16 protein-coding genes are annotated in these 15,796 nt (G+C 37.5%); 1 reads left to right on the forward strand and 15 read right to left on the reverse strand.

Annotated elements, in window-relative coordinates:
* Positions 1-243: 243 nt before the first annotated feature.
* The 14 genes from RRU94_RS02460 to RRU94_RS02525 all read right to left on the reverse strand — a co-directional run bounded on the left by RRU94_RS02460 (position 244) and on the right by RRU94_RS02525 (position 14,840).
* Positions 244-1,095, reverse strand: a complete 852-nt coding sequence (locus RRU94_RS02460) for a coiled-coil domain-containing protein (RefSeq protein WP_315691661.1) — start codon at positions 1,093-1,095, stop codon at positions 244-246.
* A complete protein-coding gene (locus RRU94_RS02465) occupies positions 1,092-1,790 on the reverse strand; it encodes a hypothetical protein (protein ID WP_315691662.1) in 699 nt (232 codons plus the stop codon). The genes RRU94_RS02460 and RRU94_RS02465 overlap by 4 nt, the downstream gene beginning before the upstream one ends.
* 39 nt (positions 1,791-1,829) lie before the next feature.
* On the reverse strand, positions 1,830-3,017 hold the full coding sequence (locus tag RRU94_RS02470) for a bifunctional lytic transglycosylase/C40 family peptidase (protein ID WP_315691663.1): 1,188 nt from the start codon (positions 3,015-3,017) through the stop codon (positions 1,830-1,832).
* Entirely contained in the window at positions 3,017-4,990 is a 1,974-nt protein-coding gene (locus RRU94_RS02475; RefSeq protein ID WP_315691664.1) for a VirB4 family type IV secretion system protein, read from the reverse strand. The genes RRU94_RS02470 and RRU94_RS02475 overlap by 1 nt, the downstream gene beginning before the upstream one ends.
* 15 nt (positions 4,991-5,005) lie before the next feature.
* The gene (locus RRU94_RS02480) at positions 5,006-5,650 is read right to left on the reverse strand and encodes a hypothetical protein (RefSeq protein ID WP_315691665.1); all 645 of its coding nucleotides are present in this window, start codon (positions 5,648-5,650) and stop codon (positions 5,006-5,008) included.
* Positions 5,650-5,943, reverse strand: a complete 294-nt coding sequence (locus tag RRU94_RS02485) for a DUF5592 family protein (RefSeq protein ID WP_315691666.1) — start codon at positions 5,941-5,943, stop codon at positions 5,650-5,652. The genes RRU94_RS02480 and RRU94_RS02485 overlap by 1 nt, the downstream gene beginning before the upstream one ends.
* Before the next feature lie 492 nt (positions 5,944-6,435).
* The gene (locus RRU94_RS02490; RefSeq protein ID WP_315691667.1) at positions 6,436-9,033 is read right to left on the reverse strand and encodes a pLS20_p028 family conjugation system transmembrane protein; all 2,598 of its coding nucleotides are present in this window, start codon (positions 9,031-9,033) and stop codon (positions 6,436-6,438) included.
* A gap of 20 nt (positions 9,034-9,053) precedes the next feature.
* Complete coding sequence (locus tag RRU94_RS02495) at positions 9,054-9,461, reverse strand: hypothetical protein (protein ID WP_315691668.1); 408 nt, start codon at positions 9,459-9,461, stop codon at positions 9,054-9,056.
* A gap of 3 nt (positions 9,462-9,464) precedes the next feature.
* On the reverse strand, positions 9,465-9,674 hold the full coding sequence (locus tag RRU94_RS02500) for a hypothetical protein (RefSeq protein WP_315691669.1): 210 nt from the start codon (positions 9,672-9,674) through the stop codon (positions 9,465-9,467).
* Positions 9,674-12,292, reverse strand: coding sequence for a VirD4-like conjugal transfer protein, CD1115 family (locus RRU94_RS02505; protein WP_315691670.1), 2,619 nt, complete (start codon positions 12,290-12,292; stop codon positions 9,674-9,676). Before RRU94_RS02505 ends, RRU94_RS02500 begins: the two co-directional genes overlap by 1 nt.
* A gap of 12 nt (positions 12,293-12,304) precedes the next feature.
* The gene (locus tag RRU94_RS02510; RefSeq protein ID WP_315691671.1) at positions 12,305-13,417 is read right to left on the reverse strand and encodes a hypothetical protein; all 1,113 of its coding nucleotides are present in this window, start codon (positions 13,415-13,417) and stop codon (positions 12,305-12,307) included.
* A 75-nt stretch (positions 13,418-13,492) separates the two neighbouring features.
* Positions 13,493-13,720, reverse strand: a complete 228-nt coding sequence (locus RRU94_RS02515; RefSeq protein WP_069939989.1) for a hypothetical protein — start codon at positions 13,718-13,720, stop codon at positions 13,493-13,495.
* A gap of 15 nt (positions 13,721-13,735) precedes the next feature.
* Positions 13,736-14,023, reverse strand: coding sequence for a hypothetical protein (locus tag RRU94_RS02520; protein WP_315691672.1), 288 nt, complete (start codon positions 14,021-14,023; stop codon positions 13,736-13,738).
* A gap of 349 nt (positions 14,024-14,372) precedes the next feature.
* The gene (locus tag RRU94_RS02525; RefSeq protein WP_315691673.1) at positions 14,373-14,840 is read right to left on the reverse strand and encodes a helix-turn-helix transcriptional regulator; all 468 of its coding nucleotides are present in this window, start codon (positions 14,838-14,840) and stop codon (positions 14,373-14,375) included.
* 321 nt (positions 14,841-15,161) lie between these two features.
* On the opposite strand from RRU94_RS02525, the gene RRU94_RS02530 reads away from it, so the two are divergent.
* Positions 15,162-15,458 carry a helix-turn-helix domain-containing protein gene (locus RRU94_RS02530; protein ID WP_315691674.1) on the forward strand — a complete coding sequence of 99 codons (297 nt, stop codon included), beginning with the start codon at positions 15,162-15,164 and terminating at the stop codon, positions 15,456-15,458.
* Positions 15,459-15,530: 72 nt separating this feature from the next.
* On the opposite strand, the gene RRU94_RS02535 is transcribed toward RRU94_RS02530, so the two are convergent.
* Complete coding sequence (locus tag RRU94_RS02535) at positions 15,531-15,746, reverse strand: hypothetical protein (RefSeq protein ID WP_315691675.1); 216 nt, start codon at positions 15,744-15,746, stop codon at positions 15,531-15,533.
* Positions 15,747-15,796 lie beyond the last annotated feature (50 nt).

Below are 15,796 nucleotides of genomic sequence, written 5' to 3' on the forward strand. Positions count from 1 at the left end.
AACGAACACTTGGGGGAAAGAGTGAGAAGAGAAAGAGCATAAGGAAAACGTGTCCCCACTTCCAGTGTGGAACTAGGCAGAGCCTAGTGTTTTCGTGGGTACACGGAATTTTGATTTTGTCTCAAGTTTAGACAGTAGAAAAAGGGTGTTTGTCTCAAGTTTAGACAGTAAAAATCATCGTTTGTCTTAACTTTAGACAGTAAAAAAACCATGCGTTTTATAAAAGTAGAGCATGGTTTTTGATTAAAATTGCAAATCATCCTTGCGCTGATTTAGCCTTTCGATTTTAGTTTCCAAAGATTTTATATCTATTTTTATTGTTTCATTATCTGTATTGTAGGATTCAATTTCTTTTTGCATTGAGTAAATTTGATTGTTCGTTACGGTCTGTTCATCGACAGTCTGGTAAATCAATTCTCCTTTTTGTTCACTAATTTCTTCGTTAATTTTCTTTACGATTAAATTGTTTTTCTCGATTTCCTTTTGCCGGTCTTGGATCTCTTTTTTCGTATTTCGAATCATTTCATCGGTTACTTTTATGGCGTATTCTTCAATGTCTTTTTCTGAAATGTCATCACGATCTACCACCGTTTGGTCTGCATAAACGCTTGTGATAATTGCATCCTTTTCTCTCTCTTTCAGTTGATCTTCATCAAATACTTCTTCTTCAAAATTCATTTCATCTTTCACTAATCTTAATGCGACCTGACCAAAATCTTTTGGTATTTTACTGATGTTTACGATGTAAATATCATTCGATGAATAGACAATTTTAGTCGGCAGTTCTTCTTTTACATTTACTCGTGGCACTGCTTTAAAATCCAGATCAGACAGATAATTCGTCATGCCAGAAGTAATAAGCGTGACCTGCATTTCATTATCCTTTTCATCGTAAATCCATTCTTTAATCGTGAATTTACCTCTGCCGTTTAAGTTAAATTCTTTATTGATTTCTGTACTTAAAACATCAACTTTATCAGCCAGGAACACTTTGCTAGATAAGAAAAAACCGAAGCCCAACATAAAAACCAATGTGACTGCCACATAGATATTAGACCAATGTGTAGCTAACTTTTTACGCTTATTTTTCGTCATGGCAACATGCCCCCTCCTTTGAGATAACCAATGGCATCAATACTTGAAATTTCACCTTTCATGCTATTAATTGGTGTAAGTTTTGATACTTTATATGTCCCACCTTCCTGCTCAAAATCGAGCAGCACATAAGAGGAATCTTTTTCTTTGTATCCACTACTTATAAACTCCAATTCAAAGTTATAAGACACAACCGCTTGCTTGTTTCCTTCGCCTTCCATAAACACTTTAATGTCAGAAGCGCTTGTTTTTAAGTCACTTCCTTTTTCATCTATCCCATCGGAAGGGAACAGGGTTTTAATCATTTCATCGGTCATGTAAAGGTCTGCATTTTGCTTAACCATCGCAAAATTATCGGGTGTTACATTGTAGATATAATCAATAAACCGTTCAGCAGAATTCACTAAATCTTTCTGTCCACCAGATTGTGCAGCTTCATTTTCTGTTGCCGTTCCTTTCACTTCTTCCTCTACTTTTTCAGTATTTGCGTTACCAGCTGCACTCTGTTTTTCCTTTTCTAAAGAAGAAATTTCATCGTTCAGCTTCCCGATCTCCTGCTCTTTTTCTTCTAGCAACAGTTTTGCTTTCTGGCTTGTTTCTTCTTTAGCCGAGGTTAATTTGTTGAAAGAAAAGAAATTGGCAGCAACCGAAATGACCAGTACCATAATCAATGTAACTGATAAACCTTTCTTCATTTTTTCATCTCCTTTTGCCATCCAAGATGTGAAAATCCATTATTGGACAATCCTTCTCACATGACCTTTCCATTGCTTTTTCCCACCCCAATATGAGTTGGATAAAAAATTAGAAATGGAAACTCCACCCGTACTTTGAGCTCCAATAAATTGATCGTTTCCAATATAAATGGCAACGTGACCATCCACTTTATAGGTATCCCAAAAAATCAAATCTCCTACTTGTATATCGCTTATCGGCACTCTTTGGCCGAGGTGTTTTAAAGTATTTGTAGTTGCTCCCATCGGTCCCAAATTTATACCGGCTTCCCTATAAGCCCACCAGACAAATGAAGAACAATCAAATTCCCTTCTGGCTATTGACGCTTCCGTTCTGCCACCGCCCCAAAAGTAAGGACGCCCTAGCGCTGTCATTCCAGTTTCAATTGCTTTTTTTGCAGCACCCGAAGCATTTACGACAGTTCCACCGCCACCGCCTCCTATCGTTGTTGCCGGTAAATACCTCAACACAGCATCTACGTATTTTATATCTCCGTAACAGGCGTTGTGCGTAATAGCTTCTTCTCGATGGCATCTGTAAATGCCAGTGTGAGCTAACTTTTGGTACATCATTTGTGAGAATGAGATCGCTAATTCATATGTGTATGAGCCGCCATTTCTCTTTACATAATCAATAAAACCGCCACCAAAGTTATAACTTTGAAGCGTTAATTTCACATCGTTATTGGCTTTTGCCATTACATCTAAAAAGTGTTTAACACCGTACCTTATACTTTCTGATGGATTCGTTATACAGCCGATATAGCCGCATTTCGATTCACTCGCCTGCATCGGGTCATTGCCCCGACCACCACTTTCTTGCGACATTAAGGCGAGTAACAACGGTGTGTACTCGCCTTTTCCATACTTATTTAATTCACTTCTAATTGCATCTTCATATTGCATAACGGATGCAGGAATTGGCTCTGAACCATACCCAACGATTCCTGACCCAATTCCAACACCACCAGACGATTCGCTTTCAGCGTTCTCAGCAACATTTTGTACAATAGAGACCATACCGGCAATCATGATTACTAGTAAAAGAACAGCCAATAAAGCTGCTCCTATATATAACTTAGCTTTCAAGCTAAGTAAGTTTAGCTTAGCTTTGATTGCCTTTTTGAGTGCTTGTTTGGCAAGTTCATTGGCTGCATTTTTTCTTGGTGCAGCACTATTATTTAACATTAAGCACCACCACCAAACATTCTCATTTCATTGCTTGGAATCTCTACCTTGAAGGTAATGTTTTTCACACCAGAAATGGATAAAACTAAGTGACCTGTTTCAAATCTTGGGATCGCCGCCAGCTCACTATCTGTAATTTGTCCTTCAAAAATCATCTTCAAGATTGGAATGGTAATGCTGTCTTGCTGTGCGATAAATTTGTATTGCGTTAACTGGAACAGCTTCTTTATGTTCTCCGCATTTTCATTATTTTGACCAACCCCATAGTTCGGCACAAAGTCACTGATTGAATGTGATACAAAGAAAATGCCGCCAAAATATTTACGTGCTTCACGCATAAACCGTTCGATGTACTGTACAGCCGGTTTTGAAATATCTTTCGTATTTATAATGTTATGTGCTTCATCTATAACGATCAGATACTTTATAGCTTCAGTGGCTTCCAGCTCTCCACGATTAAATTTTCTAAACTGATAAGAACCGTTGACGATCATTCCATCCCAAAGCATGTTCATGATGTTAAATAGTTGAGCCTGGAACACTTCACCCTGCATGGATAAAAGTGAACGAATCGGAAAAGATACAACTTGTTCTTCATCGAATGACTGAATGGATGAATGACCATTGAAAATCTGCCCGTAAATATCCACGATGCTTTGCACAGCCAGCTCAATACTGCTTAAAAGTAAAACAGTATTACTAGCTAAGTTTTCATTGATCTTTTCACTCGCAATATCACTGTAAAGCTCTTTACGAATCAACGCTAAAAAATCCGAAAAAGTAGGGTACTCATTCGGCTGAAATGATGTAACAGCGATCTCGTTTTCTTTATCCTCTGACCACAAACCTTTTTCAATATAAAGCTGTCTTAACAACGATGAATAAAGAGATTTTTCATCATCACCGGCAGTCGGCTTTAAAAAGTTATAGAAAACTTTCAGTTTAGACAAGTGCTGCATAAATGATAATTCTTCATTAGTTGAGCCATCTTCTTTAACTGCTGTCTTATAAACGTGTAATGGGTTAATGATTCCCTCACTTCCATCAAGGGCGATCTGCTTGCCGCCAAGCGCTTCAACCAACCCAGAAAACTCACCGGTTACATCTAAAATCCGCACCTTGTTTCCTTTGATTGCTTGTTCAAGAACCGTCTTTTTTAAGAGTGTCGATTTACCAGAACCCATCTGCCCCACCATCAAGGCATTGTAATGTTTTCTCTGCTTATCTTTGTGAAAAAGATCAAGTACAATCGTTCCACCCGTATAAGTTGTTCCTAGAAAAGTGCCGGTTGCATCATTTAAAGAAGTATAGTGAAAAGGATAGCCACCGGCTATTGTTGAAGCCTGTATTTCCTTGCCTTTTCGCTTATTTGTGTACTTGGCTTGTGCCTTGTAACTTTGAAACATTCCGTCCCATTCCCACTCCTGTTCATTCAGCAGTACAGCAGCCCGAAAGTTCATAGCTTCCAGTTCTTCGATCACTTTTTTTGTGTTCACTTCAAGTTCTTCCAGCGTCTTTCCCTTCACGTATAAACGTAGGTGTACGTACTTTAAAATCTCACCCACAGTTAGGTTTTCATATAGCTCACTTAGCTCTGCATACTGCTTGCGGGCATCAATTCTTTCAATGTTGTCTTTTGCATTTTCAAAACGGATATTTTGCTCGGCCAAAGCCTTGTTGATCTGGTCCACCACTTCACGCTTATTCGCATTTGAAATATCAACCGTACACAAAACATTCGGCATGTTGATGATCGGTTCGAGCCAGTAATCATTTACGATATTCTGGTACTTGTAAACATGAAGCGAGGTCATATAGCCGTCACCTAGGCGTATATAGTTAGGTAAAAACTTAACTCCACCATTAGGTTGAATGGATGAAACAACCATTGGGTTATAACCTTTTTCGCTTTTTACTTCTTCATCGGTTTGCCCCTTGCCAAACATATCTTTCAGTTTCTCGATCATGTTCATGTAATATCTCCTCTTTTATTCAGTTTCACTTAATGGCTTCGTATTCGGGTTAAACATTTGGAACAAGATATTGATTTTCTTTTCAATTGAAAGCTCCGTTACTGGATTACTACGAGCCAGTAAGTTCTTGATCTGGTGCAGTTTTTCTAGTAACTTCTTTTCTTCTTCTGCATACATGAAAATGAAATATTCCCGATTCGTCCGGTGCTTTTCCAAGTTGTCAAATTCTCTTAACCTGCTCTCTAAGAACGACTGATACGCTGTATTTTTGTTTTGTCTTAAACGCTTATAGATAAAGCTTTTTTGCTTTTCAAGATTTAAAGGGATATTTAAAGGAACAATCTTAATGTCTTCCGTATAAGCGGTTAAAAAGGTTGCTAAATTTTGAATGTCGTTGCTTAAATCGGCATCATTTAATGAGTAAATATCTTTGCTTTCAATTTGGATAATCTCCATATATTCGCCGGAACGCATTTCAAAGAAATCATTATTGGTTACATCTACTACCGGACTAATTTGAGCAAAAGAGGACTTTACAGCAGCTTTTTTCTCTTTCCGTTCCTTTTCAAGAACGAGATTCGATTCATCTAATACAGCAGCCCCAGGCATGATGTGTTTATTCTTTTTTAATTTAATTTCATCAATTAGTATCATTTTCATCACTCGCTTTCACTGTAATCTATGGAACTGTATGTGTCTTTTTTTCGGACGATTGAATAGTACATCGCTTCGTACATTCTCTTTTTCGGGTTCGTTTTCGGTCTGATTATCATAAACACGCCAAAGGCGATCAAGAACAGCGTGTACAGCATATGGAAATCGCTATGCACTAAAGGAATTGTCATATAGCGAATCAAGATCAAAGACATTATTAGAAACAAGTCGAACAGGTAAATGCTCCTTGAAATTTTTAGCTCACTTGCGACTTCATTCGGTATACGGTACGTTCGCATTTTCCCACTCCTTTATAAAATTGCTCTGTTTAAAGGTGATTACCCCTAAATTTTATAGTGTAATTTTACACAAAAGAGATATTTTTGGTATAATCATAAAAACAGAGAGGAATCACTTTGGAATATATATCTTTGGTATTGCAGTATATACAAACACGAGTAGACCCCTTTTTATGGGAACTGTTTATAGTTCCAGTTGTTGTAGTAGGGTTAGGCGTATTAGCAGCAATATTGTCAAAAAAATTTATTTTTGGTCCAATCATTACTTTTTTTCTTATGTTTACCTACAACTTTTTTGATCTTGTTACTTTTTATCCTGATTCAATAATTGGTGAAGCATCCACCCAAAGGTATCTGTTTGGCTGGTGTCTCATTCATCCTTTAGTTTCCTTGGTAATCTCATTTTTTTTAGCCCCACCCACTATACTGAAACAGTTAACACAGCCTATAAAATAAAAAGTAGCGTTAGGTGACCAACGCTACTTTTTTCTATTACTTTTTAGTTTGGTTTTTCATTCGGTTGAACCGGTCTTTTTTGCTCTTTCGATTAATCACATGCTGTCTGTCTTGTCCTTCACTTTCCAAGATCCGTTCTTCACTAGAAGCTTTTGGAACACCGGCAGGAGCAGGAGCTATGGCTACAGCTGCACCGCCACCCGATTCACCATTTTCTTCTCGACTTACACTTTGGCTACCAGTAATACTTCTGTTACTTTCTTCTACTTTCACTTCTTCATTAACTTGGTTTACATTCTCTTGTTGAACCGTAGTTTGATTTGTTGAAGAACTATAAGATGATTCAGATATTACCCGTTCTTCATTAGAGATTTTTGGAACGCCAGTGTTACTTGCCATACTGCCGGTTGATTCCGAACCACTTTGACCACTTGTGGTTGATTGACCACTTGTGGTCACTGTTTGAGTACCAGCCTGACTAGTCGTATTTACAGTTTGTTCACTATTTTGAGTATCCGTTACATTTAATTGTTGCGTTATATTGCTTTGCGTTTGTATATCACTTTGACCACCTTGAACGGTTGAGCCTTCTGTTATATTTGGTTGAGACTGTTGTTCTAGCGATCGGTCTGGTGATGTTGCTTGCTGTACAGAACCAGATTGACCACTTGTGGTCACTGTTTGAGTGTCATTTTGAACATCGGTTATATTCACCGGCTGTTCTGCATTGCTTTGTCTCTGCACATCATTTTGACCACCTTGAACGGTTGAGCCTTCTGTTATATTTGGTTGAGACTGTTGTTCTAAAGATTGATCTGGTGCTGTTGCCTGTTGTATGCTGCCGCCCTGGCTACTTGTAGTCGCTGTTTGAGTGCCGTTTTGCATATCCGTTATATTGACCGGTTGCTCTGAAAGCCCTTGTCGGCTTATACTGCTTCCAGCGCCTTGACTTGCGCTATCACCATTCATTTGCTGTTCTAAATCCGGAGTTGCTGCCCCATCCAATGCGCCTGTTCCTTTTAGTGCAGCTTGACCACCGGTTGATCTTTGTTGAACATCTTGGTTCTGCTTTACTTCCTGCTGTTTTTCAGATGTAGCTTCAAGAGATTCGCTTGCACCATTTGCCGCACCTAGTGAGCTTGGCGAATCAGAATCTTTGCTATCGCCTTTTGTCTCGCCCGATTTTGAAACGGCAGCTTTTCCTTTTTCGTCCACGTTTGCTTCAATATCACCGTTACTCGTCTGCTCCGCTTCTCCTTTATCAGATCCATCCAGGCTTGGTTTTAAAGGACTCTCTTTTCCCTTTCCTTGTTCATCAAATGGCAATTTTGCTTCTGCATTTTTCAAAGGAGACTGGTTTTGATTCTTCGCACCGTTGTTCTCAGAATCCGAACCTTTTGAATCGTCCTTACTATCACCCTTACTATCGCTATTACCATTTTTAAGTTTACTTAGCATCTTCCCGGCTCCATCCTTAGCACCTAAAGTCATCTTTCCAGCTGCATACGTACCGGCTAGTAAGCTCCACCCACCTTTAAGACCGGCATCTATGCCAAATAGCCTTTCAACCATATTCGGACCATCCAGTAAAGCTACACTAAAGCCGATTAAAGCAATAATGTAAACCAGCCCTTTAAAGTTGTCGGCCAAGTAAGCTGTACCGATAACGTATAGCTTCATCGACATAAAGATCAACACGATTACTAGAAAAGTGTTGAGGATGGACTGTATGAGTTTTTTCGTTTTCTGTCCATCATGCAAATCAGCTGGTGCAACAATCATGACTAAAAGATGATTAAACACCAACTCAAACGCCAAACGAGATAATTTATAAGCGATAGAGAATAAAGTAAATGCCATCACTAGCATGGTTACTATAATAGTGAACCAATCAAGTGAATAGCGGTAATAATATTCATTGTTCCAACCTAACCCGCCTTGATCGAGGTCTTTCAATACTTCTTTTCGTTCTTCAACATCATAAGTTAAATGCTTTTGTGCAACCTCTTTATTCTCAATTGTTAATTCTTCTGTATCAAACTTTTCATTAACACTGATTCTGCTAACCAGATCTATTGGAATAGCACTTTCGGGCTTAACATCTTCCTTATTTTCCTCGTCTTCCTGTTCAACAGGCCAGTTTGCTTTGTCAAACTCCATTAAATCACTTATATTATCAGCCAAAATATTTTCGGAAACCGTACCTTCTTCTGAATTAAATAAAGCACCACTATTGACCGCTTTTACAGCTTCATCGGAAAAGTCATTTGCTTTGTCCATCGCAGTGGATAAAAGCGTAATAACCGCCATAGCTATGATAAAATTTACCGCTATAGTTTCAGCTTGTAATTTCCGTTGGAAGACTAACAAGTAACCCGAATACACAAGGCTAAATGCCAACAGGATATATAACAATGGTCTAAAGCTGGTTACAAATTCAACCACCGATTCATTTTGAAAAAACTCTTTTACAAGCAGCATTTCATTCGCAACATTCTCTAAGGCATCAAGAAACCAAGCAATGCCTTGAACAAAAGCCCAGCCGAGCATCCGAACAAAGTCAGCGCCTAAATCCGAAAGATCGAGTTTATCATGATACTTTTGCAGTATTTCAATAACCTGTTCATCGTTCATTTGCGACACACCTCACTTACTTATTGATGAACATCAATAAAATTCTCTATTTGTGAAGTCAATTCCGTTCCCTCATAAGAAGTTAATCTTAAAGGGTCTGAAACCTTTCCATCTTCTATATAATACAAGTGGTTTTTTTTCTCTAAACCATCGAAATCAAATACTTGTTTATCTGACGTCTTGCCTTCTTCTCCGTCCGGTTGATAAGCATAGTAATAATTAACCTTTACTCCTTTGTCCTCTAAAACATCTTCTAAATACGGTTCAAAACCTTGATCTTTTTCATCAACAGCTAAGACAAAGCCGTTTTCTTCACCTGCAAGAAGGTTTTCAACTGTATCAAGATCAACCTGTTTAAGCCCAGCTTCGCTACTTCCACAAGCTGATAAAATCATTGTTAGAAAAAGAGCCATGACCATTTTTTTCATTTTTTAACCTCCGGTTGGAATTAAATGAGCAATCTCGCAATCAAAGTGTGTGTCGCAGGGATCAACGAGGGTTATTGTTTTCTGCAAATTGGTCTTTTCATCGACCTCATTAAAAATGGTAACATAGCCATCATTTAGAAGAATGGTCAAGACTGCTCCTTTTTCTAGTAATTCTTTATTATCATTTATGAATTGGTGTAATGGATTCGTCATTAATTGCCACCCTTTCTTAATTCAGTGTCTACAAATTTTTGAAGTAATAAGAATACTTGTGATTTTAATTTAGTTTGATTTGCCAGCAGCAAGTCTTTCACAGTCAATAAATCTAAGGATTTAAAGTCTTTTCCAAACATTTCTTCAAAATTTTGGTCACCGATCATATTACGGAACATGCCTTCATTTAAGGTGTTCTGTATTTTAACCTCACTTGGTTCTTCCTCTATCGGAAAGTCTTCGGCCGAGTTCTCAAACATTGGGAAATCCTCATTTGGTTCTTCTGGATCAAGCTCCATTTTTGGTTTTGGCGGCTTGCTATCAAATGACGATTCAACTTCTCCATTTGAAAAGACTAATTCTCTTACTTTCGGTTTAGCTTTTTCTGTTTCAGTTACTTTGTTTTCAACAACTTCTTTCTCAACAACTTTTTGCTCAACAACCTCATTTGCTACTGTATGACCTTCTTTATGGCTCTCTGCATTTACAGGCTGTTCATCAAAGGAAACTCTTATTTCGTTCAAATCGAGAGCAGCATGTGTACATGGAATATCAATGTCATTAATTGATTTTGCTGTATCGTAATAATCCGATAAATATTCCCATCTGTATTTCATGGCTGTTTGACCGGTATTGAAAATAGGAAATTGCTGTATTCTGTTTCTGCTTGTGTCTTGCCTTTTAATAGTGCGGATAACTACCATTTCGCCTTCACGCAGCCGCATAAGCTCGTCAGCATTTAGGAGTGGTCTTGCATCCACATTTTCTGTTTTGGATTTTTTCAAAGAAATCGTTTCACCAGAGCGTGATTTTGTAACGATTGTTTTATCACCGATTTTTTTAGAAATCATTTCTGCAGTCGAGTGGTCATCCGTCAAAATATAAAATGTATTGTTTGTATTGCCATCAATCGTTTTCCAATCATCCCCGTATAATTTTTCAATTTGGGAGTATGCTTGAACGACTAAATTAAATCGGATATTACGTCCTAAACAAACTGTTAAAATACTGGCTAAATCATCAATTGCCGGCATGTTTCCAAATTCATCTAGCAAGAAAATTACTTCTCTAAAGCACTTTCCAGAATTAACATTTGAAGCTGTTCTTGCTAAAGTCGTATAGACTTGTTTGACGTATAGCGAAGCAATTACATTAAACGTTGCATCATAGTCAGGTACGATCATGAATAGCGCTATTGGTTTTTCAAACTGCATAACCGATTTAAGCCTTGTTTTATCGTTATCAGCGACTACATGCAGCTCCCCACTTTCCTTATCCCAATCACTAACTGTAAAAGTAGTGACATTATTTTCGAATGAAATTTTGACCTTTTCACCGATCTCTACATGCTGGTTATGATATAGGTTAAATCCACCGTTTGAATTGGTCATGATTGTTTCTTTCTTTCCGTTTTCAAAAAGAATCGTTAATCTAGTGAGTGGTTGTGACTTACCTCTTAACCAATGATTAAAGCCGAATTTCGTCATTTCTAAAGTATTGTCAGAAGTCAGTTTTGCTGTCCCATCAAGGGTAAATACACCAAGCTTTGCATTTGTGTTAGCCAGGATACTAGCTCTTGTTTGACCGCCAGAAAAGTTAATCGTAGCGTATTGCATTTTTGCAGGATGATTGTCTGGAAACTGATTGAAAAATTCATCTAAACCAGAAATTTCATTTCCGTTATCGTCTTCAACCTTTTTCGTTGCTAATTCCGACATCATTAAAGCGACATTGTACATATTGATTTTTTCAGGTGCATTTCGGCAATGCTCACAGATCCCAAGAATTAAAGCCGTACATAAGTCGATACTAGAGTTTTGCCAGAATTTATCCTTTGCTGTTGCATCGTTGTACAGCATGAAAGCGACTGAACGAGCGTATTGTTGGGCTAATGAATAATTCTCTGCAAAAAATTCTTCTTTCGTTAACTGCAAAAGGTTATAGCTCATAGACTGCAACGGGTTCATCAAGTTTAAGACTTCAACGTGATACCCTAAATCTTCAAGCGTTTTTTTAGAAGCCGCATAGAGCTCACCTTTGGGATCATTGAAAATCATGGACGGTTGCTTTTCGGCGCGACTATAAATATCAATTGTCGGGAAGATAAATGTCTCACCTTTACCGGAGCGAGTTGTACCAATGATTAGATTATTCACAGCCGAATCATCAATAAAAATCTTGTCTCTATGCCTTGAAATCGGTACGCCACCGCCGCCAGAATAACGGTCAGCAAGTTCTGGCACTGCTTTATATTGCTCTTTTATCTCTTTTAAAGTAGTAAAACGGCTGCTTCCTTTTTGGTCTTTGCCGATCTTACCGAAGTTTGTAACCATCTTATATGTTGCAAATGAGCTTACAGCTGCACTCAATAAACCGACCAAGCCAAGCATGATTACATTCCCGACTAATACACTAAAGCCCGTTATCATCCCACCATTGAAGCTCAATTCTTTTGGTTTAAGTAGCGTTCCCGATACAACATAGCTGTCATAAAGCCCATAAAATAGGTTGACCACTGTATTTAAAGCCAGCAGGGTAACGACAAAGGTTATTAGAAAAACGGACAACGGCAGTGATAATTTTTTTAAATGTCTTTTCCATGCTTTTTGATTTTCCATTGTCATATCCCCTTACAGCTGCTGGATTTGTTTCCGCTTATCTTCGATTTCTTTTCTTAGCTTTTGGGCTTCACTCTTTTTATCTTCACGCACTAACAGATCATGTTTGTCTTTTAATGTTTTGATTTCAGCGTTGATAATTTCATACTGGACAATCTTTTCATTTAATTCTTCATTAGCGTTGTTGTTTAGTTCGGCTTTCGCTTCTTCCACTCGGCCGAGCTTTAATAATGCGTGTGTTTTCATTTCAGAGCGTTTCACCGACATATGAATGTTTTTGAGATTCAGCATTAATTCATAGTCACCCTGTAAGTAGGCTAAATCATAACGGGCTTCATTCGTTGGATACACATTATGAAAAGCTTTTATTTTCGCTATTTTCTCTTTGTTTGGTAAGTTTAAGGTTAAAATAAGCGATTCTGCTTTCACATAATCACCGTCTAACAATTCAACTGCTTTCTCAAACTTATTTTCCGATACATATTTATCAACTAATATCTGCTGTTGCTGTTCTGTCAGCTCACCAGAATTTTCAAGCGCTTGAACCATTTTCACATCATCACCAAGCAGGGCTTCGCCGTATGTTTCAACCAGAGCAGCACTTTCTTTCAGTTGGTTGCGCCCATCATCTAAGGCTTTTTCATAGCTTGTTTGTTGAGCAAAAAATAAAAAGCCGGTCATTAAAAAACCGGCAAATGATGCGCCACCGACTGCATAAGCCGTTTTACGCTGCCAGGACTTCAATTTAGACACTCTCGATTTATCTAAATTAACCAGCGTTTTATCGACCATTTCAGCCTGCTTGTATTCATCTGGTGTCAGCAATTCGATCTGTTCAAGCAAGTATATTTTGTCGGCTTGATCTTTCTTATCGACCTTAATGTGTTTGACCATATCTTTTATTTTGTGATAGATGTTAGGATAATCAAAAGAGCCAAAATTGAATACCCCTCTGTAAAAGACTTTTTTATCCTCGCCAATTACTTGAAAATCGCCGCTTAAAGTCTTTTGTTCATCCCTGCAAATCTGCTCTACTTCTTGGCTTATCTTCACAGCTTCCGCAAATGGCATTTTCTCAAAATTATTAATGAGAGGACTTGATACGTTATAAAAAATTACCTGCATATAAAAGTCTCCTTCCTTTTCATAGAAAAAAGCCACCTAATGAATAAGTGGCTTTCTTTGCATTTATTTGATTGATTAGAATGTTATATTTGTACTTACACTGTTCGCAAGGCTTAGAGCACCGAGGATAATTACAAGACCGACCGCACCGCCAACAAACCATTTAATGGCCTTGCCACGCCCTTGATCCCCACCAAACATTAGGTAGTAACCACCGATACAAAATGCAATTGCAGCACCAACGATAGCAGGCATTTGTAGCCATTCAAGTATGGCGGTAGCCGAAGCGATTAAACTTTCCATTCATGAACACCCCACTTAGTTATTTACTTCTACAAGTGAATCAGAGCTTTTATTAATAGAATCTGCGCCTTTACTATTACTAGAAGAAAGCTCAATTTCCTTAGAATCCGTATTATCAGAAGCATTGCTTGAATTATCAACATTTGTACCCAATGCCATTTCCAACGCTTGCATGACTACATCTTGATTATCTTGTATGACTTCTTGGTGTTTTGAATCTAGCCATTCATCATAATTCAAACCCTTAACACGCAATAACTTTTCAGCAAATTGTTTTCGGTTTTTCTGTTCTTTAGTAGCCAAATTTTCACCTGCTTTCTGTTTGAAAATCCTTCGCTTAATGAAAAGTGCATCATGCAACACACTCAATAAAGACAGTTCAAATGGCGAGTTTTTAGCTGTTCACTCGCAAACTCTATGCAGCAATATAGCTCCAATGCACAAGGTTTTGAGATAACCAAGAACTATGATATAGCCTTTTTTCTAGCAACAAGTTTTAGGAGAATCTTGTCAGAACCATTTTACTTTGTATATCTAGCTACTCGACTATTAAGCACCGGACACACTGATATTCAATTGTCATAGAGTTTTTAAACTGTCTTTATTGAGTATGTTGCAGCACGTTTTAACAAAGTTTTGTTAAAAATATTCATCACTTTGCTTTTAATCTTTTAGCTTTGACCTTTTGCAATTCATCATTTATATTTTTCCTCTTGGCGACCACACAGTTGTTAACTACAACAGTACGAGTACGATAGTACAATTCAGAAACATGTTCAACTTTACCAGATGTTTTTTCAATCCCTATAAAACCTTTCAGTTCATATGTCTTACCTTCAAACGTCTTGACGGAATCACAAGTCGGTAACTCATACAAACTTAGACTTTCCATTATAAGACCGCCACCTTTCTGAATTTCTAATTGATCGAAAGGAATTTCTTGCAGGGACTTCATGCCGAAACATGCGGCTATTTTGTATAGATCAACGATTGAGGGAATCGCCTTGTTATTTTCCCAAAGGCTTATTGTGCCTTGTGATAAGCCTATCCCATCTGAAATATACGCTTGTGTTAGATCTCGTTTCTCACGTTCTTGTTTGATCCAACTCCCTAACTCCAAATATAGCCCTCCTTTCATTCATTTGAAGGAATATTTTGAATGATATTAACATTTTTAATATTTATTGGACATCCCAATATTAAACAAAAATCTGTTAAAAGTCAACAAAGTTTTGTTACGAGCCAGGACCCCCCTTCTATCAGTATCTCAGTAATCAGTAAAATTATCACATCATATCTTTGCTATATTATAGAAATCAAAGTTTTTAACGATTTTATTAAATTTTTAAATAAACTGTTATCTCGAATTAAAACAAATTATTGTTGTTAGCTCTTATAATAGATAGAATGATACATAATAAGGGAAAAGGATGGTACTTATATGAAGATCCACAATGCTATCGCAGAAAGAATGAAGGAACTTGCAGAAGAAAGAAATAAAACCGTAACGGAGATCGGCAAGGCTGGAGGTTTAAGACAATCAACAGTGTCTGAAATCATGCAAGGAAGATCACAACATCCTAAAGTAAATACAATTAAACAATATTGTAACGGCTGCGGAATTAGTTTGGCCGAGTTCTTTACTAGTGAATTATTTACGATTGCAGAACTGCCAGAGAAGAAAAATAAGAGTGAAAACAAGGATGTAGAACTGCCGCCAGAGACAGAAAAAGAATAAAACAACCCCCATGTTTACTGCTTAGAATATTGTTCGTTGATTAATAGGTATTTTATATTCAGTGGTTAGAGATTAAGGAGCATGAGGAAGTAAAAGTAATACTAGAATTGCTAGAAATAAACTAATTGTAATAAGCCATGCTGTTAAATTTATTGATTTCGATACGATAGCCAGGACAGTAATTACAAAAACACCTCCAATAAAATATACGGGAGAATAAAATAATAGCAAAATAAGCATAATGGCAACAATTAAATTCAAGATAGGTTTTTTATAGTTTACCGGCATTAAAATTCACTCCTTTACTGATAAAAAAGACAAGCGAACTTGCCTTTTTT

Source organism: Domibacillus sp. DTU_2020_1001157_1_SI_ALB_TIR_016 (assembly GCF_032341995.1).
Taxonomy (GTDB): domain Bacteria; phylum Bacillota; class Bacilli; order Bacillales; family Domibacillaceae; genus Domibacillus; species Domibacillus indicus_A.